18 protein-coding genes are annotated in these 19,544 nt (G+C 47.1%); 12 read left to right on the top strand and 6 right to left on the bottom strand.

Features of this window, described 5'->3' with window-relative positions; genetic code table 11:
• Positions 1-113 precede the first annotated feature (113 nt).
• The gene (locus QM529_05800; GenBank protein ID MDI9314166.1) at positions 114-830 is read left to right on the top strand and encodes a hypothetical protein; all 717 of its coding nucleotides are present in this window, start codon (positions 114-116) and stop codon (positions 828-830) included.
• Here QM529_05800 and dusA read toward each other — a convergent pair.
• The gene (gene dusA, locus QM529_05805) at positions 827-1,834 is read right to left on the bottom strand and encodes a tRNA dihydrouridine(20/20a) synthase DusA (protein ID MDI9314167.1); all 1,008 of its coding nucleotides are present in this window, start codon (positions 1,832-1,834) and stop codon (positions 827-829) included. The two genes, QM529_05800 and dusA, sit on opposite strands and share 4 nt — an antisense overlap.
• Positions 1,831-2,580: a transaldolase family protein gene (locus tag QM529_05810; GenBank protein MDI9314168.1), complete on the bottom strand. Its 750-nt coding sequence runs from the start codon at positions 2,578-2,580 to the stop codon at positions 1,831-1,833. Before QM529_05810 ends, dusA begins: the two co-directional genes overlap by 4 nt.
• Positions 2,581-2,794: 214 nt before the next feature.
• On the opposite strand from QM529_05810, the gene QM529_05815 reads away from it, so the two are divergent.
• The 5 genes from QM529_05815 to QM529_05835 all read left to right on the top strand — a co-directional run bounded on the left by QM529_05815 (position 2,795) and on the right by QM529_05835 (position 9,013).
• A complete protein-coding gene (locus QM529_05815) occupies positions 2,795-3,385 on the top strand; it encodes a MucR family transcriptional regulator (GenBank protein MDI9314169.1) in 591 nt (196 codons plus the stop codon).
• Positions 3,386-3,414: 29 nt separating this feature from the next.
• Positions 3,415-5,403 (top strand): hypothetical protein, encoded by a 1,989-nt coding sequence (locus QM529_05820; protein ID MDI9314170.1) that lies wholly within the window; start codon positions 3,415-3,417, stop codon positions 5,401-5,403.
• A gap of 27 nt (positions 5,404-5,430) precedes the next feature.
• The gene (locus tag QM529_05825) at positions 5,431-6,327 is read left to right on the top strand and encodes a hypothetical protein (protein MDI9314171.1); all 897 of its coding nucleotides are present in this window, start codon (positions 5,431-5,433) and stop codon (positions 6,325-6,327) included.
• Between the two features lie 96 nt (positions 6,328-6,423).
• Positions 6,424-7,653, top strand: coding sequence for a gamma-glutamyltransferase (locus QM529_05830; protein MDI9314172.1), 1,230 nt, complete (start codon positions 6,424-6,426; stop codon positions 7,651-7,653).
• A 76-nt stretch (positions 7,654-7,729) separates the two neighbouring features.
• Positions 7,730-9,013 (top strand): hypothetical protein, encoded by a 1,284-nt coding sequence (locus QM529_05835; GenBank protein MDI9314173.1) that lies wholly within the window; start codon positions 7,730-7,732, stop codon positions 9,011-9,013.
• Positions 9,014-9,019: 6 nt separating this feature from the next.
• On the opposite strand, the gene QM529_05840 is transcribed toward QM529_05835, so the two are convergent.
• Both QM529_05840 and aceB read right to left on the bottom strand, forming a co-directional pair.
• Positions 9,020-9,577, bottom strand: coding sequence for a DUF924 family protein (locus QM529_05840; protein ID MDI9314174.1), 558 nt, complete (start codon positions 9,575-9,577; stop codon positions 9,020-9,022).
• 43 nt (positions 9,578-9,620) lie between these two features.
• Complete coding sequence (gene aceB / locus QM529_05845; protein MDI9314175.1) at positions 9,621-11,234, bottom strand: malate synthase A; 1,614 nt, start codon at positions 11,232-11,234, stop codon at positions 9,621-9,623.
• Between the two features lie 184 nt (positions 11,235-11,418).
• Between aceB and dnaK the strand changes: the two genes are divergently transcribed.
• From dnaK to prmC, 3 genes are read left to right on the top strand one after another with little or no spacing between them, the layout of a single operon-like run.
• The gene (gene dnaK / locus QM529_05850; GenBank protein MDI9314176.1) at positions 11,419-13,329 is read left to right on the top strand and encodes a molecular chaperone DnaK; all 1,911 of its coding nucleotides are present in this window, start codon (positions 11,419-11,421) and stop codon (positions 13,327-13,329) included.
• A 58-nt stretch (positions 13,330-13,387) separates the two neighbouring features.
• The gene (gene dnaJ, locus QM529_05855; protein MDI9314177.1) at positions 13,388-14,581 is read left to right on the top strand and encodes a molecular chaperone DnaJ; all 1,194 of its coding nucleotides are present in this window, start codon (positions 13,388-13,390) and stop codon (positions 14,579-14,581) included.
• Between the two features lie 58 nt (positions 14,582-14,639).
• Positions 14,640-15,548 (top strand): peptide chain release factor N(5)-glutamine methyltransferase, encoded by a 909-nt coding sequence (gene prmC, locus QM529_05860; GenBank protein MDI9314178.1) that lies wholly within the window; start codon positions 14,640-14,642, stop codon positions 15,546-15,548.
• Positions 15,549-15,587: 39 nt separating this feature from the next.
• On the opposite strand, the gene QM529_05865 is transcribed toward prmC, so the two are convergent.
• A complete protein-coding gene (locus QM529_05865) occupies positions 15,588-15,896 on the bottom strand; it encodes a 2Fe-2S iron-sulfur cluster-binding protein (GenBank protein MDI9314179.1) in 309 nt (102 codons plus the stop codon).
• A 45-nt stretch (positions 15,897-15,941) separates the two neighbouring features.
• Positions 15,942-17,123 carry an ABC transporter substrate-binding protein gene (locus QM529_05870; GenBank protein ID MDI9314180.1) on the bottom strand — a complete coding sequence of 394 codons (1,182 nt, stop codon included), beginning with the start codon at positions 17,121-17,123 and terminating at the stop codon, positions 15,942-15,944.
• 317 nt (positions 17,124-17,440) lie between these two features.
• On the opposite strand from QM529_05870, the gene QM529_05875 reads away from it, so the two are divergent.
• The 3 genes from QM529_05875 to QM529_05885 form a co-directional block, all read left to right on the top strand.
• Positions 17,441-17,749, top strand: a complete 309-nt coding sequence (locus QM529_05875; GenBank protein MDI9314181.1) for a hypothetical protein — start codon at positions 17,441-17,443, stop codon at positions 17,747-17,749.
• 12 nt (positions 17,750-17,761) lie between these two features.
• Positions 17,762-18,820: a hypothetical protein gene (locus tag QM529_05880; GenBank protein MDI9314182.1), complete on the top strand. Its 1,059-nt coding sequence runs from the start codon at positions 17,762-17,764 to the stop codon at positions 18,818-18,820.
• Positions 18,817-19,544: glycosyltransferase (locus tag QM529_05885; protein ID MDI9314183.1), on the top strand; the 728-nt coding region annotated here is incomplete at its 3' end. The genes QM529_05880 and QM529_05885, both read left to right, overlap by 4 nt.

Here is a 19,544-nt window from a genome sequence, read left to right on the forward strand (position 1 = left end):
CGCAAATTAAAACACCCAACAAGGTCGAAAAAGTTACGAACGTTTATTGACCAGTAAGTCTATCACCCTATGCAAGGTTGCAAATATTATAAATACGTTCTAATATTGCAATTATGATTGCGATTCGTCCTAGCAAAAGCTCAAATTATACAGCAGGGTTAAAATATGGCGACTGCTTAATTTTAGTAAAAAATAATAATACTAAAAGAAGGGTTTTAGACTCCCTTATAAATAGCGAGCGCGTGCAGATTAGAAGGAATATTGCGAAGCATCCTAATGCTAATAAAAAAATATTAAATAAATTAAAGAATGATACTGATAATCACGTGCTTTTTAATATTGTGACAAATCCTAATTCGTCAAATAAAATTAATAAACATATTTTTCAGAAAAAATATTTTATTTCATATAGCTTTACGACAGAAAAAATATATTTATTAATTTCGTGTCAACGCGAACCAATACTATCATCAATTATATTTAAAAGGCCTAAAGATAAATGGATAGAATGCGAAGTAGCGAAAAATAAACATACATCCAGAAAGACTTTAAATGCACTTCTAAACTATAAAGGAAAATATAATGATTGGATAAAATCATCCCTCGCCAAAAATCCCAAAATTCCAACAAGCTTCATCGACACCTTAATAAAATACAATGGCAAAGGTAAAGATTTTGTTAAATACTCACTCATTGAAAATCCAAGAATAAATAAAAGACACATCATCGCCTTATTAAACAGCGGTGATAAAAATATAATAAGAAAAATAAGAAAAAATCCATCAACGCCCTTTTCTATCTTAAAAAAAATAATAGACAAGCGTTACTAAACCGCCATCTGTTGCTCACTAAAAACCGCTTGCCAGGCGTGAAGTAACGCGACCTGTTTTCTTTTCCGCCTGCCCTGCTCGACCATTTGGCCCAATGCGGCGCGGCGGGCGCGGGCACCAACCTCGTCCCTTATCATGTTCATTAAAAATGGTAACATCGACGATGTCGGCACGCCGGCGTCGTCGAATTCTTGCAAAAATGGCTGGAGTTTTTTTTCAAAAAATTCTTGCTTGCCCTCCGCCGCCCCCATCGTTTCCATCGATGCCGCCCGCAACAAAAATGGGTTGGCCACCGCGGCGCGGCCAATCATCACGCCGTCGCAATGGGGCAAATGGGTTTCAATATCGGCGATGGTTTGCACCCCGCCGTTCAACACAATCTCCAACGCCGAAAATTTTTTCTTGGCGTCATACACCCGTTGATAATTCAGCGGCGGCACATGGCGATTTTGTCGCGGGTTTAAACCCTTCAACAATGCCTTGCGCGCGTGAATGTGAAACAACCGCACCCGTGGCGCGGCCGAAATAATTGTGTCGATAAAACGATAAAGGAATTCTTCATCCTCGGCATCGTCAACCCCTATCCGGCATTTAACCGACAGCAACATGTCGGGGAATTCATCGCTCAACGCGCGAAGCATCGCCGACACCACATCGGGTTTTTTCATCAATGACGCGCCAAATTCGCCCGACAAAACCGCCTTCGACGGGCAACCACAATTCAGGTTGATTTCGGTAAAGCCAGCCCGCGCCACCAACGCGCCGGCGCGCAATGCTTCATCGACCGTGCTGGCGCCCAGTTGAAATGCAACCGCTCCCTCCTCGATTCCAGTGCGCAAATGTTGCGCGCGTTTTTTTTCATCGCCCATGAATATCAAACTTTTCGCCGGCACCATCTCGCCATATATTTTTACATCGGGGTTGAACAGCCGCAAAAACCGCCGCCCCCAATAATGGGTGGCCGCCATCATCGGCGCGACCGACAATTTGCTTGGTTCTATCATGACAGCGTGAGTTTTGAATCCTGCGCATCCTTAAAAAAATTCACCACGGCGTCGCGCGAATAATCGGTTAGGTCCTTGCCGAACAGCGACAATTTTTCAATCATGTCGGGCGGCATGGTGATAATTTGGCAACCGCACCGCGCCGCCTCCACCGCGCTGAAAACTTGCCGCGTGCCGGCCCACAATAATTCGGCATTTGCATGGTTGCTTGCTTTAATAATATCGGCCGCTTGCTTAACAATCGGTTCGGGGTCAACACCGGTATCGGCAATCCGCCCGCCAAAAATCGACAGCACCGACGGCGTGGCCGGATTCAAAAACGGCAATAAATCGGCAATTTGTTTGCTGGTAAATATCGCGGTGATGTTTAATTTAATACCGACGTCGCTCAAAACCCTTATCACCTTATGGGTCGGTGCCCCCTTGGTGTTTATCACCGGCACCTTAACATAAACATTATCCGCCCAGGCCGCCAAGATGTTGCCTTGGGCTATCATGGCGTCATCGTCATCGGCGAAAATTTCAAAACTGATGGGTTTTTTTATTTCCCGCAACAATTCCATGGCAAATTGTTTGTAATCCGCCACGCCCGATTTTTTCATCAGGCTGGGGTTGGTGGTAAAGCCCGCGACATGGGGCAATTTGTTCAAGGCGAACATCGTGGCCTTATCCGCGCCGTCGGCATAGATGGCGATAGATGGCAATTTGCCGCTTGGTTTATCTGATAGTATTTGCGCTGAATTCATGGGTATCTTCATACTATTTTTTTTGGCAAAAGACAAAACATCTGGTCATGTTTTAAACAACTTAAGGTAGAATCTTGAAAAACCCTATAAAAAAACATATAAACCGCCACCATTTCAGCAAAAAGATTCGCGAAATAAATACTAATGAATACTTGACAAAAAGGGTTAGTTAGCATATTATCAACCTGAGAGAGAAAATAGAGGAGTTAGTATTATGGTAGAAAACACCATTGATAAGGGGCACAAGCAAACGAGTAGTAATAATGGGGACGATGGGGCAAATAAAACAACCGCGTCGACCGCTGTCGCTAAGCAAGATGTGCTTGATGCCTTGCAAAAACATTCTTCGGCGGGCGCAAAATCCACGGAGAAAAAACACAATGACCATGGCGTGGGCGGGGTAAATGCGGAAAATATTTTGCATCTTACGACGCAGGTCGCCACGGCCTATTTCCAAAATAATCGGGTTGCATCGGGCGATGTTGCCACGATTATTTCGACTATCCACCAATCATTGCGTTCGATTAAAAACGAATCCGCGCCACAGAAAAAATCGGTGGTCAGTATTGGCGATAGCCTGACCCCCGATTATATTATTTGTTTGGAGGATGGAAAGAAACTAAAAATGTTAAAACGGCATTTACGCACCAATTTTAACATGTCGCCGACCGAATATCGCGCGAAATGGGGCTTGCCACCGGATTACCCGATGGTTGCGCCAAACTATGCAAATTTGCGCTCGCAATTTGCTAAACAAAGTGGTTTAGGTAAAGAGAGAGGGGAGCGGGGGAAAAACAAATCTTAAAAAAGATTTATTTAAAATAGAACAAACATATGTTTAAAAAATTTTTCCGCCGCTCGTCTGATTCTTCCGTCCCCGCTGATTCTGCCTCCCCAACCAGGCCTGCACCTGTCCCATCATCGCAGGCATCATTGGGGGGGGACTCGCCCAACCAATCGCCCAACCAATCGCCCAACCAATTGCCCGCAAAATTGGAAAGCAAATTCGACAGCAGTTTAAACCGCAACTTAAACAGCAAATTCGACAGCAAATTTGATAGCAAATTGGGCGGCAACCCCACGCCAAAAAACACGGTGGCAACCATCAGCAAACCCATTGCACTGGTCATTGTGGTGCTAGCGGCGGGTGCCTGGCTTATCAGCCGCCTGCCCCTTAATTCCTTGGCCGGCAATATGTCGACCGACGCCGCCAGCAATATCAATCTTTCGCCGTTGCTCGCCGGCAATTATGCCACCAGCACCAATAATTTTGACGCCGCGATAAAAAATTTAAACGCCGCGCTGAAGGATAGGATGCTCAACCCCGATGCGAAAAACACCATCTATCGGCAATTATTCATTCTGCAACTAAAAAATGGCAATTTTGCCGCCGCCAACCGCCTGGTGGAAAAATTAAAACCGATGCTGGATGACAAGCAACCGCAGAACGTCGGCTTCAGCAACCTGGTCAATTTATTTATCACCATCGACCAAATTAAAAACAAAGAATGGGATGGCAATATCTTGTCAGACGCCAGCACCGGCGGCTTTGGCGAGGTCGGCACCGCGATTGTTTCGGCCTGGGGCGACGCCAGCCGTGATAAGGGTGACGCCGCCCTCGGCGCGCTGAACGACGCGGTAAAAGCCAGCCCGACCGATGGCGAGTTATTATCACAACGCGCCCTGATGAAATTATTGTTGAAGCAACCCCTAACCCTGAACGACCTGACCGGTAATGACCAAGTCGTCAAACCCGGTAATTTGTCGCTGGCGCAAAGCCGTCTTTACCTGCAAGGCCTGAACAACGATAAAAAATGGCCGGAGATGACAGATTTTATCACCGCGCTGGATCGCCCCCTGCCCCTGACCATGCTGGCCGACGAGGATAAAATAAAAAACCAAACGCCCCTGACGCCGTTGATTCAAAAACCGGCGGATGGCTTGGCTTATTTCTTGTTGGATATTGCCGCCAACCTGTTGGCCAATAACCCGGATTCGGCGTTGTTGTTTTGCCAGCTGGCGTTGTTCGCCAGCCCCAAAAACCTTGACGCGCAATTCATGCTGGCCACCATCGACAGCAACCTGGGTTTGAGCGACGACGCCTTCGCCATTTTGAATAATTTGAAAAAAGACGCCAATTATTTGCACATTGCCAATTTGGAGGAAAACGAATTATGGCGCGTCATGGGCAACCCAGCCAAGGCCAAACAAAACCTTATCAACCTGACGCGTGAACACCCAACCATTATTGAATACCAATTGGCGCTGGGCGCGCTGAACATGGGCGATAAAAATTATAGCGACGCCGAAAAAAATTATGCCGCGGTTATAAACCTGAGCAAAGATTACCAACATAACGCCAACGCCTGGTTTTATTATTTCCAACATGGCGTGGCGTTGGAACGCGATAACCAATGGGCACCGGCGGAACAGCAATTGCTGACCGCCCTGAAAATAAATCCCAATTCGCCCGACGTGCTGAATTACCTTGGCTATTCATGGGTGGAGCGACGTAAAAACATCGGCGAGGCCCTGTCGATGTTGCAAAAGGCCAACAAATTATCACCCAACAATGGTGCGATTTTGGATTCGCTCGGCTGGGCCTATTATCAACTCGGCAAATATGACCTGGCGCGCAATTATTTGGAAAAGGCCGGTCAATTAATCGCCGCCGACCCCGATGTCAACGACCATTTGGGTGATGTTTATTGGCGATTGAACAAAAAAACCACGGCGCAATTGTTTTGGAAAAAATCGCTTGATAATTTAGACACCGATGCGCCACGTGCCGCGTTGGAAAAGAAAATTAAATCCGGGTTATAAACCACCCAAGCAATAAAAAAATAGCCGATGGTTGTTCGTATTTTTGCGCCGGTAAAAATTAATTTAATGTTGCGGGTGGTGGGCCAACAGGCGGCGGGCAAGCACCGCGGGTATCACGATATTTCGTCGCTGGTGGTGTTTGGTGATTACGGCGACCATATCACCATTGCGCCATCGCCCGCCAAGCATTTTGCCATCACCGGCGATTTTACAAAAAACATCGGGGCCGACGATGATAATTTTGTCAACCGCGCTATTGCGTTATGTGAAGCCGCGACCAAACAACGTTTCACCGGCGATGTAATAATCGAAAAAAAAATTCCCATCGGCGGCGGATTGGGCGGCGGCACCAGCGACGGCGTCGCCATGATAAAATACCTCGGGGCGTTGTGGCGCATCGACATCGCCACCCAACAACAATTGGCGCAACAAATCGGGGCCGATGGCTTGGCGTTATTTCATGGCCTAAACCATAATAGCCCGTGCCTGGTGGCGGGGATTGGCGATGTTGTTACGCCGGTCGCCCTGGCCCCTGGATTATTATCGTGCCGCATGCTGTTGGTGTGGGATGGCACGTTTGTTTCGACCAACGATGTTTTTCGGCAAAGCGACAACCTGCGCAACAAAAATAACGCGGCGTGGGACGCGCCAATAACCCCGGCGATGGTTGGGAATCTGGCGGTGGCGCAGGATTTAAAAGAAAATGCAAATAGTTTGGAAGCGGCGGCATTTGCCATGCACCCGCGATTGCAACAAACCAAAAACATGATTGGCGACATGGCGGGTTGCGTCGCGGTTAACATGACGGGAAGCGGCGGGTGTTTTTACGCCCTGTTCGATAATGCCGCCAACCGCGCCCGGGCGATGGCTAGCCTAAAAAGCGCGCAATTATGGGCGGCAGAATGTGGCTTTCACCAGCAATAAAAAAACATAAAAAAATGCGATAAGCGGCCAAACCATAAACCATCCTTAATTCTTGCCTTACGCGGCGACGCAGGCTATAGAGATATTATATTTACCATGAGAAAAAATCGTTTCCGGCTGTCGCCTTCGTCCATTTTTGCCCAGGTGGTATCCATTGTGATGTGCCTTTTGCTGGTGGGTTGCGGCCCCAATGAATTTGGCATTTTGTGGCAACCGTCGGGCACCGGCAATGTGATGGTTGGCACGCGCGATGGCAACCATTATTTTATCAGCGCGGATGAACCCTACGCCACCCTTATCGGTAACAAGACTTTTTTAGAACGTGGCAATGCGGTTGATGCCGCGGTGGCCACCGCCATTGCCATGACCGCCACCCAACCATTAAGCGCGAGTTTGGGCGCGGGCGGTGCTTGCCAGGGGTTATTGCCGAATGTCGATGGCGACCTGACGCCATTTGCGGTTTCTTTTGCTGGCGACAACCCATCGAGTTCGATGGCATCGGTGCTATACCAAATTCAAATTAAGCATGGTCGTTTGCCGTGGGAAAAAATGGTGGCACCGGCCGAAAAATTAATCCGCCTTGGTTTTACCGACAATGCGGCGACCAAATTACAAACCGCCAATCCATTTTGGCAACGCGACACCAATGGCGTTGTTACCATGCCCGAATTGGCGGAAAGTTTTTCGACTCTGCGCCTGCGGCCGTTGACATTTATTTTTGGTGTTAAGGATGGCACGATGAATCCAGCATACCAATCGTCTGGGCTGGGGTATAATCAAAAAATGACCACCGCCCAGGCGTTGCGCACCGTGCAGATGACGCCGCTGGCCAATTTAAAAATGCAAAAATTTAATAATGGCGCGGCGGTTGCGTTGATAAAAAACCAAAACATGACTGGTTACGCGCGGCAATGGGTGAATTATTTGGTGGCGTTGAATGGTTACGCCAATGGCGATGTTAAGGTGAAACCGAAGCAACCCGGCCGCGCCGGCACGGCGATGATGGAAAGTTCGGTGATGGCGGTTGATGAATCGGGCCGCGCATTGTCGTGCCATTTTGCGGTGCAGGATTCGGCCGACACGACGCCGGTTAAGGTTGGCAATTTGGGATTTTTTGCACCGCTCGACGGGTTGAAATCCATCGCGGCGCGCGGGTTTTTTATACTTGACGCGGGCGGCACGCCATTTGGTTTGGTCAGTTTGGGGCAATCGGCGCGCGGCGTGGTATGCCAAAAAAACATGGCCAACAATTTCTTTGACAACGGCACCTGCCGTTGGGTGCGCAGCGACACCGACAGCGCCCTGACGATTATGGGGGTGAGGTAAGCTCTCCGGCCCCCTCTCTTTTTTATTTGCAATTGTTTTATTTGTTCTCTATCTTTAGTGGATGGAGAGTAAACAAATGATAAAGAATTATAAATCTTGGTTTGATGATATAAGAAAACAAACCTATATTGATAATGCCCCTATTGTAAGGAGCACGTATAATATCACCGCTAATATAAACGGCTCAAATTTAGAACATCACTTGCAAACGATGTTTGGCCAATCAGTAAAAAATTACAATGATATCAAAAAATTAAACAATAATGATGTTTTAAAGGCCGCTGTTCTTTCTTTGGCTAGCAACATGCGCGCTTGGCGGCGAATAGAGCCGAACAAACTACAGCTAGAAAAAATATTTTATAATTATGATATTGCAGAAATTAAAAAAAATAACCACATAAACGACGAAGAGATAAGAGTTTTGTTGGGAGGGCAGACAGGGGGCAGAGATGCAAAATCTATAATTAGTTTTCTATACAATTATTTACCAAAATATAAAAATTTTATCGAGATAATTTTTTCTATTTTAGAAAGGTATAATAATTACAAACTAAAAAATTATGAAGAAACAATTATTTTAAGTGCACTACTTGGTTCAGAAAACCAACAAGACAATTATAAAATAAAAGGCATGGGCTTTGCCTTAGCTTCAGAATTTTTGCGCAATCTTGGCTTCCCTAATTTTAAACCAGATAGGCATATATTAAGAATATTTTATGATGATATAATTTTTAAAGATGGGTTGTGTCCTGATTTAATTAACAACACAAAAAAGATATTGAATACATTAAATAAACCATACAAAAATACACCTTTTGAAAAAAGAGATAAAGATGGAGGCCTCTCTATAAATATTGAAACCAATATCTATGCCTGTCTGTTAGGGGCTAAGATTGCTGAAGATGCTGGTTGTGCGAACAACATCAATTTTGTTGATAACACCCTTTGGTTATATGGTTCGGAAATTAAAAAGAAAAAAATAACTACTCAACAACCGAAGCAAATTTTTAATCCCGTTGCGAATAATAATGCATACCAAAATACTAAAGCGGGATTTTTTGATTGGCTGAGGACTGAGGGCAAGCCCAACGGGGGTCCGTACGAGGGTAGCACGCCCAAAGATTACACCGATTGGATAGAACACATAACAACAAAAAGCGATACATTAAAAAACATCAACCCTAATTTATTTAATGGGGATATCTATCAAAAAACCATCAACGAGCTCGGAGCGATGGAGCGTATAATGGAGGCAAATAAAGATAGCCCATTTAAATCTTGGCTGAAATCAAAAATAAGAAATGGCTACATTCAAGCCCTAGGCCACTATATCAGATTTCGAGAACATATAAAGCCTTAGCCCCCATCAAAACGACGAGTTGGGTTGTTTTAAAAATTCTAATTCCTCAGGGGTGCTGGCGCGACCCATGGCTTGATTGCGGTGGGGAAAGCGGCCAAATCGTTTTATAATATCGTAATGCCGCACCGCGTAATCGCTGTTGCCCAATGCGGTGAATAATCGCACCGACAATTCTTGGTGCGCCAAATCCTCGCTATGTTCCAACGGCATGTAAAGAAAAAATTTTTCTTGCGTGCTAAAATTTTTATATTCATCGGTGCGCAATAATTCCTCGGTCAATGCCAACGCCCGTGCGTCGCCGGCAAATGCCCGCGCCGTGTCGCGATATAAATTGCGCGAAAATTGGTCGAGAATGATAATCAAGGCCAATTTTTCTTTTGCACCATGAACCTTGCCATCGTAATCGCCGGCCTGCGCCCGTGCTGTCACGTCACCAAACCGCCGACCAATGGCCGCATCAAATGCTTCGTTTTTTTTAAAATGATTTTCTTTTGGCGTTTCAACAAACCAAAAATCCAATACCGCATGGCTTGGGAAAATATCTTGCACGGGGGATTCTTGCATCACATCCATGCCATGCAAGAATTATTTTTTGCCATGACCAACCTCACCACCCTTTTTCCAAAATACGTTGGTAGGCTGGCAGGGTCAGGAATTCGATGAATTTTTTTGAAAAACAAAGTTCGGTGAAAACGAATTTGGCTTCCTCAAAACGCTCGGCGTTGTAATTGTCGCGCCCCATTTCTTGTTCGATATTTTTTAATTGCTTGCCAATCATGTCATTGACCAATTCGCGGGTTACCACCGTGCCGTCCTTGGTTTTGACGCCGTTCCTGACCCATTGCCACACCTGGGCGCGCGAAATTTCGGCGGTCGCCGCATCCTCCATCAAATGGTGAATCGGCACGCAACCCTGGCCCGACAACCACGACGCCAAATAACGCAAACCCACATCGATATTATTTTGCAACCCCTCGGTCGTTATCTGCCCGTCGGGCATGGTGATAAGGTCCTTCGGGTTGACATTCACATCGTCGCGCTTGCGGTTGATTTGGTTGGGGCCGGGCATGCCCTTGTTAAATGCCTCCAACGCTATCGGCACCAACCCGGGGTGCGCCACCCACGTGCCGTCGTGGCCGTCGCTGACCTCGCGCTCCTTATCGGCGCGCACCTTATCCAATGCTTTTTTATTGGCAACCTCGTCATCCTTAATCGGAATCTGCGCCGCCATGCCGCCAATCGCCGGTGCGCCACGTTTGTGACAAGTTTGAATAACCAACAGGCAATAGGCCCGCATGTTCGGCACGGTCATGGTGACCTCCGCCCTATCGGGAAAAATATAATCGTCGCGTTTGGAAAAATTCTTGACGAAGCTAAACATGTAATCCCACCGCCCGCAATTCAATCCGGCCGAATGCTCGCGCAGTGAAAATAAAATCTCATCCATTTCAAACGCCGCCATCAATGTTTCAATCAACACCGTGGCCTTAATCGTGCCCAACGGCAAATCCAGCAGAGATTGCGCCTCAACAAATACGTCGTTCCACCATCGCGCCTCCATATAACTTTCCATTTTTGGCAAGTAATAATAGCAACTGGTGCCGCGTTTTTTGTTTTCACGAATATTGTGAAAAAAATACATGCCGAAATCAAACAAACTGCCCGATATTGGCAAGCCGTCTAAAAAAACGTGATATTCCTCCAAATGCAAACCGCGCGGCCGCGCCAACAACACCGCCGATTTATCGTTTAATTTATATTCTTTTTTGGTTTTGGGGTCTTGATAGCTGATGGTTCGGCGCACCGCGTCCATCATGTTGATTTGCCCGTCGATCATATTTTCCCACGTCGGACAATTTGAATCCTCAAAATCGGCCATAAAAGTATAGGCACCCGAATTCAACGCGTTGATAACCATTTTGCGGCTGGTCGGGCCGGTGATTTCAACCCGCCGGTCCAACAAATCGCGCGGTTGGGGGGCAACTTGCCAATCGCCATCGCGGATAGATTTTGTGCCGGGTAAAAAATCGGGCATAACCCCATTGTCAAATTCGCGTTGGCGTTTTTGCCGGCGGTCAAGCAATTTGCGCCGCCGCTCACCAAATTTTTCTTCCAAATGGCCGATAAAATTCAACGCCTCGCGCGTTAAAATTAAATGGTCATCGGCGACCTTCGGCCCCTCGACGGTTAATCGTTTGGAATAATCCTTTATTTTCAACATCGTTTTCCTTTATTCTTTCATTGTAACATATAGCCTAATCAATTCAAGACATTATTACGACTGTTCGAGAAAAATTACAAACCGCTCTAAAGCCTCTTGAAAGCGCGTTGTTTATTTCCTATATCACTGGGTGTAGTAACATTATAAAAAATTGAAAAAACGTTCTAACGAAAGGAATAATTACATGGGTAAAGTCATTGGTATCGATTTAGGAACAACAAATTCATGCGTCGCCGTGATGGAGGGTTCAAGCGCGAAGGTTATCGAAAATGCCGAGGGCGCGCGCACCACGCCGTCGATGGTCGCCTTTACCGAGAGCGAACGTCTGGTCGGCGAATCGGCCAAACGCCAAGCCGTCACCAACCCGGAAAATACGCTTTACGCTATCAAACGCCTCATCGGCCGCAATTTTAACGACGCCGAAGTGCAAAAAGAATTAAAAGTCGCGCCATTCAAAATTATCAAATCGGCCAGCAACGACGCCTGGGTCGAGGGACGCGGCGAAAAATACGCCCCAGCGCAAATCAGCGCGATTGTTTTGCAAAAAATGAGGGAAACGGCCGAGGCTTACCTTGGCACATCGGTAACCGAAGCCGTCATCACCGTGCCGGCCTATTTTAACGACAGCCAACGCCAAGCCACCAAAGATGCTGGCAAAATTGCCGGCTTTGATGTTTTACGTATTATCAACGAACCCACCGCCGCGGCCTTGGCCTATGGCATGGAAAAAAAGGGCCACGGCACCATCGCGGTGTTTGACTTGGGCGGCGGCACGTTCGACGTGTCGATTTTGGAAATTGGCGATGGCGTGTTTGAAGTCAAATCGACCAACGGCGATACGTTTTTGGGCGGCGAGGATTTCGACCAAATCCTTATCGATTACCTGGCCGACGAATTTAAAAAAGCCAACGGCGGCGGCATCGACCTGCGCCAGGACAAATTGGCATTGCAACGTTTGAAGGAAGCCGCGACCAAGGCGAAAATCGAACTTTCGACCGCCACCACGACCGAGGTCAACTTGCCATTCATCACCGCCGACCAATCGGGGCCAAAACATTTGAATGTAAAAATTACCCGCGCGCAATTGGAAAAATTGGTCGGCCATTTGATTGAAAAAACCAAGGGGCCATGTTTGGCGGCGTTGAAAGATGCCGGCTTGACGACCGATAAAATCGACGAGGTTATTCTGGTCGGCGGCATGACGCGCATGCCGGCGGTTATCGACATGGTGAAGAAAATTTTCAACAAAGAACCAAACCGCAGTGTCAACCCGGACGAGGTGGTTGCCATCGGTGCCGCGATTCAAGGCGGCGTGCTGAAGGGCGATGTCAAAGATGTGCTGTTGCTTGACGTAACGCCGCTGTCGCTGGGGATTGAAACCCTGGGCGGGGTTTTCACACGGCTTATCGATCGCAACACAACCATCCCGACAAAAAAATCGCAGGTTTTTTCCACCGCCGAAGACGGCCAAACCGCGGTCACCATCAAGGTGTTTCAGGGCGAACGGCAAATGGCGGCCGACAACAAATTGCTCGGCAATTTTAATTTGGAGGGCATCGCCCCCGCGCCGCGCGGCACCCCGCAAATCGAGGTGTCGTTTGATATCGACGCCAACGGCATTGTCCATGTCTCGGCAACCGATAAGGCAACCGGCAAGGAACAAAAAATTAAAATCCAAGCCGACGGCGGCTTGAACGAGGCGGCCATCAAAAAAATGATGGAAGAAGCCGAAGCCAACGCCGAGGAAGATAAAAAACGCCGCGCCGAGGTCGACGCACGCAACAATGCCGATGGTTTAATCCATTCGTCGGAAAAAACCTTGAAAGAGCATAAAGAAAAACTCAGCAAGGAAGATACCGAGCTGGTTGAAAATGCCATCAAGGCAAGCAAGGCGGCCTTGGAAAAAGGTTCAACCGAAGAAATCGAAAAAGCGACCCAAGCCCTGATGGAGGCCAACCTGAAAGTTGGCGAGGCGATTTACAAGGACGGCGGTCAAGCCGGCCAGCCGACGGGCGATGACGCGCAAGCCGGCGAGAAAAAAGAGGATGTGGTTGATGCCGATTTTGAAGAGGTCAAAAAAGATAAAAAAGCCTAGGCAAACTAGCGCAAAAAATCCTAACACCAATTCTGCCAATCGTGTATAGGTCAGGATAATGGCCAAGAGAGACTATTACGATATTTTGGGCGTCGCACGCGGCGCGGACGATGCCGCGTTGAAAGCCGCCTATCGCAAAAAAGCCATGGCGTCGCACCCCGACCGCAACCGCGATAACCCCAAAGCGGCCGAGGAGTTTCAAGAAATCAACGAAGCCTATGAGGTATTGCGCGACGCGCAAAAACGCGCGGCCTATGACCAATTTGGCCATGCGGCGTTTCAGCAAGGCGGCCCGGGCGGCGGGCGCGGTGGCGCGGGCGGTGGATTTCAGGGTGGCTTCGGCGGTTTTGGCAATGGCTTCCCCGATATCAATGATATTTTTGAACAGATGTTTGGCGGCGGTTTCCAAGACGCGGCGCGCGGCGCGCGGCGGCGCGAAACCCGTGGCCGCGACCGCGAATTGCAATTGACCATCAATTTGTTGCAGGCGTTTCGCGGCGACAAAATAAAAATTCGTGCGCCGCGCCTCGCCCATTGCAAAACTTGCGACGGCAGTGGCGCGGAAAAAGGTTCCGGCCCGACGACTTGCAAAACCTGCAACGGCCACGGCACGGTGCGCACGTCGAAGGGTTTTTTCTCGCTCGAACAGACCTGCCCCAAATGTCGCGGCACCGGCCAGGTGATTGAAAAACCATGCAAGACCTGCCACGGTGCCGGCCTGACCGAGCAAACCACCGATATCGATATCACCATTCCGCCCGGCATCGACAACCGCAACCAAGTCAGGGTGCAGGGCAAGGGCGACGACGCACCGCGCGGCGGCAAGAATAGCGGCGATCTTTTTTTACATATCCACATCACGCCGCATGATATTTTTGAACGCAACGGCAATGACCTTTTTTATGCCTTGCCCGTCGATGCGGTAACCGCCATGACCGGCGGCGAGGTTGCGATGCCGACCATCGACGGCAACATGGCGGTGGTTAAAATTGATAAGGGTGTCGAAAGCGGACAACAATTTCGGTTGAAGGGCAAGGGCATGGTGGTGTTGAACAGCGGCGGGCGGCGCGGCGACATGATTGTTAGCCTGGCCATCGAAACACCAAAACATTTAAGCGCGGCGCAAGAAAAATTATTGGTGCAATGGGCGGAATTGTCAGAAAAAACCGCCAACACCCGCGCCAAGCAATTGCCAAAATCGACGGCCTTCATCGAAAAGGCGCAAAAATTTATCGACAATTATCCCAAATAATTTTAGATTTTTTTACACCTATTATTGCGCGCAAATTTTTTAATAGCGAATAAAGAATATGCTAAAATTAAAAAATTTGACAGACTGGCTGGCTAGGGCGCAACGAATTAACACGCAAAGAGCTAAGCAAGGGGCTAGGGTTACCACACAGCAGATGATTGCCCAGGCCGGTGAATGGTTGCAAGAACGTAATATTGAAAACCCACGGCGCGAGGCAACGCTCATCCTTGCCCATCTATTACAAGCCGATTACTTGACCGTGTTGTCGCAGGGCAAGGGTTGGCTGACAAAAAAAATGCGGCGGCAATTTTGGCGGTTGATAAAAAAGCGTGGGCGTGGCCTGCCCTTTGCCTATATCACCGGTGGCAAAGAATTTTTTTCACTATCGTTTTTTGTCAACCGCCATGTGCTTATCCCCCGCCCGACCAGCGAGGGGATTTGTCAATCGGTCATCGACCATTTTGATAACCGCGCGCCGCTGACAATCTGCGACCTGGGCACTGGGTCGGGTTGTTTGCTTATCACTTTACTTCATCATTTTAAAAACGCGCAAGGTTATGGGATTGATGTATCGCGCCATGCATTACGCGTTGCAAAAAAAAATGCAAAATCTATCGGCGTGCAACGACGTATAAAATTATTACATAAAAATATAAAAAATAATATTTTATTAAATAAAAAATTTGATGTGGTGGTGGCCAATCCACCCTACGTCACGCCGCGCGAATATACCGGCCTCGCGCGCAATATTTTTTTTGAACCAAAAATAGCGTTGGTTGCCGCTGGGCATGTAAAAAAAAATGACGGGCTGGTTTTTTACCCAGCGATTAAAAAATTTGCCGATAGCCACCTGCGCCCCGGCGGTTTGTTGCTGTTGGAATGTGCGCCACAACAAAAAAAAGCGGTGGCAAATATATTTTCGCCAACCGATGAAAAAAAACACTACAAGGTAATAATAATAACCTGAAGATAACCAACAAATTATATTTCAATATTATGCCTGAGATTACATCTCAGGAATCGTGAAAACAATGCCGTCCATATCGGGCGTTACCTTAATTTGACAGGCGAGGCGCGAGGTGCGGGTTAGGTTAAAAGCCAAATCGAGCATGTCTTCCTCATCACTGCTGGGCTTTGGCAATTTTTCAAACCATTCGGGCGACAGCACAACATGGCAAGTGGCGCAGGCCAACGACCCCTCACACGTCGCCTCCATATTGACGCCGTTGCGGGTTGCGACCTCCATCACCGATAGACCGAGTGGCGCATCAACCTCTATCTTACCGGATTTCTGCAGGAATATAATTTTGGGCATGATTTTACCTTAGCGCGATTCAATAAAACAGGGCAAGGCGAAAAATTACTGGCCGACTTTTATTTTTTCCCATTGGGCGAGTATATATTGGCTGACATCAACCGGCAAGCCGCCGTATAATGTGGCCTTGCCCGATGCAACATAGCTATCGATGTTGTCGAGGAATCTATCCTTCAATGCTTTCGGGTCCTTGGCGGCGATTTCATCCATTGCCTTTTTATTGGGGGAGCCATAACCAAATTCATACACCAAAAAATCCGCGCCACCGCGGTTCAGGGCGTTGACATAATCATAGGCCAAATCGTTGACCGCCGGCTTGCTGGTTTTGGCATGCACCATGCCCATCGCCCACAGGGCGAAGCCCAAATTCCTATCCAACACCATCAATTGCTTGCGGTCCATTTTTGGGTTGACGAGGCGTTCTTTGTTAAGGATGTATGGCACATCCATCCAGACAAAGCCCAACCAAAGTTCGCCGGTTTTAAATCCGGCAACGACGGTGCCGCTGTCGGTGAAATATTGGCGCACATTTTTATGCAATTGGCGCAAAAATGGACCGCAGTTATCGATATCTTGCTTGGTGATATTGACGAATGGTTTTTTATTGCCACCCGCCAATAGGCAAAAGGCGTAGGCTTCATAGGCCGCATCGGGCATTGCCACCCGCCCCTGGTATTTTGGGTCGGCGAAATCCTTGAGCGATTTTATCTCGCCCGGTTTTATTTTTCGCGAATCGTAAACCGCGGCGGTCATGCCATAGACCGTGGGTATCATGTAATATTTGCCATTGATGGGTTTCACCCCGGGGGCGTTTTTCCAAAATGGGTAAAGGTTATTCCATTCGGTGATTTTTTTCATGTCCCATGGTTGCAAATAATCCAGCCAAAATGTTGTGTCGCTGTTGGTAATATGGGCGATGTCGATTTGAAAACCGCTCAGTATTTTTTGCAATCCCTCGTTCGGGTCGGCGAACAAAGACCAGCGCGGCGGTTTCGGGTATTTTTTGGCGTAATCGGGCACCCACCCCATGACATTATCACCGCCGTAATCGAACACCACCAATTCATCGCCGCATAATTTATTGGGCGTGTTGCAATCTTTCGCCCATGCCGGCGTGGCCAAATTGGCCGCGCCAACGCCCGACAAGGCCACCATGGCGGCGGCCAAGAAAACCGACCGAGCAACCGGCCAAACAACGCCCTTACGGCGGATTATAGATTTACCCATCAACAACTACTCCAAAAAATAAATATATAGTTTTGGTAGTAAGGTAATATAAAATTTATGTCAATTTTTATTTACGGCGGAATTAGAATAATAAATCATGTCATTTTTTTTTCTATTAAATCGCTTTTTTATGGCGTTTTTTTTAATTAAGACGCCATGTTTTGCCGCCTTATTTGCAAATTTTTGTTGTAGGTTTCTAGCGAATCCGCTAAACAATCCAACAGATAAAAACATGTTGCGAACCCGATAAGGCCAAGCCTCGCCGGATAGTGCAACAGAAGCGGGGCAATCTTAAAAAAAAATCTAGGGACAATAAAATGGGGACATATTCCGCGCCATTATCGGCGTTGGCCCGCGCCATGGGCGCGATAATCGCCAAAATACTATTTTTAATTTATTTTTATAAATTAATACCTGACGACCCGATAACCCGCGTCGCCGTGCGGCTGGGGTTTGCCCTAAAAACGACATTGCAAGCAACATTGCAAGCGCGATTACAATCATTGTTAGAAACGCAAGCAGGCAAAGCCGCGGTGGCATCGCCCCGCCGCTTAATGTTGCGTGCATTTTTTCTTCCACTGCCAAGCAAAACTATCAAATTTATGGTTATAAGTAACGGCAAGTAATCGGAAATCAGCATGGCAAAACAACGGGACAAAAAAAGACTAAAAATTGCGGTCTTGTTAGCAGGTAATTTACGCACTTTTGAGCAGACCGCGCCGTTTTTAAAAAGATATTTGTTAAACCGATACGATAGCGATGTTTTTATATATGCCCCGAACCAATTGGAACATACCGCCATTACGCACCACGGCATGACGGGTGGGCGCAGACAATCACCGAAAGAAATTACACCGGAAATAACCACAAGGCTTCACCTGTTTTATAAGCCGATAAAATTGGTCATCAGCGACGCCTATAAAAAAATTAACACCGACGGCGTGTGGAATTTTTTTTACAAGTTAAAAAATGGCAAAAAACACGCGCCACTGACCGGTTGTTACCGAATGTTTTTTAATTGGCGGGAAGTAAATAAATTATGGCAGGCCCATGCCAAAAAAAATAAAAAAAATTATGACTACGTGGTTTTTATTCGCCCCGATGTCCTGTTGCTGGAGGCTGTGAAGTTGGAAGCATACGAAGATTTTTTTAATTTTAATAAAAAATCCATCGTGTTTTATTACGGCCATGGCGACGTGGTCGAAAACAAAATAATGCGCGATCTGTTGGTTGGCGGTTCAGACCGAATAGTTTTTGCCAAGCCGGAAGTAATGAAAATCTTCTTAAATATATTTGACCATTTTGACCGTTATTTTAAAACCGCCCACCAATTGCCATTGCCATTGCCCATAAGACGTAGCTTTGAAAACCTGCAGATTCTTTATGCCATCGAGCAAGGCTTATTGCCGCTGTTCGGTAAAATCAACCACGTCTTAAAAAGGGCGAAAGACAGAGACGATGAAATTTTTATTTTTTTCGACCGCATAAATTATTCAATGAAATCTATCCCGCGCAATATTCGCCGAACATTATTGCACAAACGCATCAAGGCATCGCTCCGCTGGACGCGATACCATTACCTCGTCAGGCTTTATGGTCGCCTGTTCAATCTTGTGCTCAAAATCTACCTGCGGTCGCCATGTTTAAACAAGCCATGGCGCAAATTTAAAAAAATAATCAGGAGGAAGAAAAAATGAAAAATAAATCCCCGTTAATTTCTGTTATCATGCCGGCCTATAATGTTGAAGCATATATCGGTCAGGCGATTTCATCTATCCTTAACCAAACCCATAAAAATTTGGAATTGATTGTTATCGATGATTGTTCGACCGACCGCACCGGCGCGGTGGCCGAGAGCTATATCAAAAAAGATTCCCGCGTTCGCGTTTTTTACAACGAAAAAAATTCTAAAGAATGGTTTTGTCGCAACTTGGGGATAGAAAAAGCCAAGGGCGATTACATCGCCTGGATGGATGCCGATGATGTTGCGGTGCGAACCAGGTTGGTAAAACAATTACAATTTTTAAACAAACGCCGTGATGTCGATATCGTCGGCACTTATTTTCAGCTTATCGATGAAACCGGCGAGCCGATAAAAAATCACGTCAACCATAATTTTTTTCGCGGCATGTTGACCAAACCCTACACCAACGACCATGGGCTTTACCTTGCCACCATTCCGGCCAGTTATTTATTTCGGCGCGCTATTTTATCGCAATTTAAAAAACCTTATCATCGGCCGGTGGTTGTCGGCACCGACACCGATTTTGTATTTCGCGTGATGGAAAAAAACATATTGATATATAACTTGCCCGAACAATTATATTATTACCGCTTGCACGACGGGCAATCGACCAATCAAAGAAATCTTACCTTTATGATTATATCATTGGTGCGTTACGCGGTTGATTGTCGGCGGCG

Source organism: Hydrotalea sp., assembly GCA_030054115.1.
Lineage (GTDB): Bacteria > Pseudomonadota > Alphaproteobacteria > JASGCL01 > JASGCL01 > JASGCL01.

Coding starts and splice junctions, on each gene's coding strand:
- QM529_05800 (MDI9314166.1), top strand. CDS start 114: ATGATTGCGATTCGTCCTAGCAAAAGCTCAAATTATACAGCAGGGTTA.
- dusA (MDI9314167.1), bottom strand. CDS start 1,834: ATGATAGAACCAAGCAAATTGTCGGTCGCGCCGATGATGGCGGCCACC.
- QM529_05810 (MDI9314168.1), bottom strand. CDS start 2,580: ATGAATTCAGCGCAAATACTATCAGATAAACCAAGCGGCAAATTGCCA.
- QM529_05815 (MDI9314169.1), top strand. CDS start 2,795: ATGGTAGAAAACACCATTGATAAGGGGCACAAGCAAACGAGTAGTAAT.
- QM529_05820 (MDI9314170.1), top strand. CDS start 3,415: ATGTTTAAAAAATTTTTCCGCCGCTCGTCTGATTCTTCCGTCCCCGCT.
- QM529_05825 (MDI9314171.1), top strand. CDS start 5,431: ATGGTTGTTCGTATTTTTGCGCCGGTAAAAATTAATTTAATGTTGCGG.
- QM529_05830 (MDI9314172.1), top strand. CDS start 6,424: ATGAGAAAAAATCGTTTCCGGCTGTCGCCTTCGTCCATTTTTGCCCAG.
- QM529_05835 (MDI9314173.1), top strand. CDS start 7,730: ATGATAAAGAATTATAAATCTTGGTTTGATGATATAAGAAAACAAACC.
- QM529_05840 (MDI9314174.1), bottom strand. CDS start 9,577: ATGCAAGAATCCCCCGTGCAAGATATTTTCCCAAGCCATGCGGTATTG.
- aceB (MDI9314175.1), bottom strand. CDS start 11,234: ATGTTGAAAATAAAGGATTATTCCAAACGATTAACCGTCGAGGGGCCG.
- dnaK (MDI9314176.1), top strand. CDS start 11,419: ATGGGTAAAGTCATTGGTATCGATTTAGGAACAACAAATTCATGCGTC.
- dnaJ (MDI9314177.1), top strand. CDS start 13,388: ATGGCCAAGAGAGACTATTACGATATTTTGGGCGTCGCACGCGGCGCG.
- prmC (MDI9314178.1), top strand. CDS start 14,640: ATGCTAAAATTAAAAAATTTGACAGACTGGCTGGCTAGGGCGCAACGA.
- QM529_05865 (MDI9314179.1), bottom strand. CDS start 15,896: ATGCCCAAAATTATATTCCTGCAGAAATCCGGTAAGATAGAGGTTGAT.
- QM529_05870 (MDI9314180.1), bottom strand. CDS start 17,123: ATGGGTAAATCTATAATCCGCCGTAAGGGCGTTGTTTGGCCGGTTGCT.
- QM529_05875 (MDI9314181.1), top strand. CDS start 17,441: ATGGGGACATATTCCGCGCCATTATCGGCGTTGGCCCGCGCCATGGGC.
- QM529_05880 (MDI9314182.1), top strand. CDS start 17,762: ATGGCAAAACAACGGGACAAAAAAAGACTAAAAATTGCGGTCTTGTTA.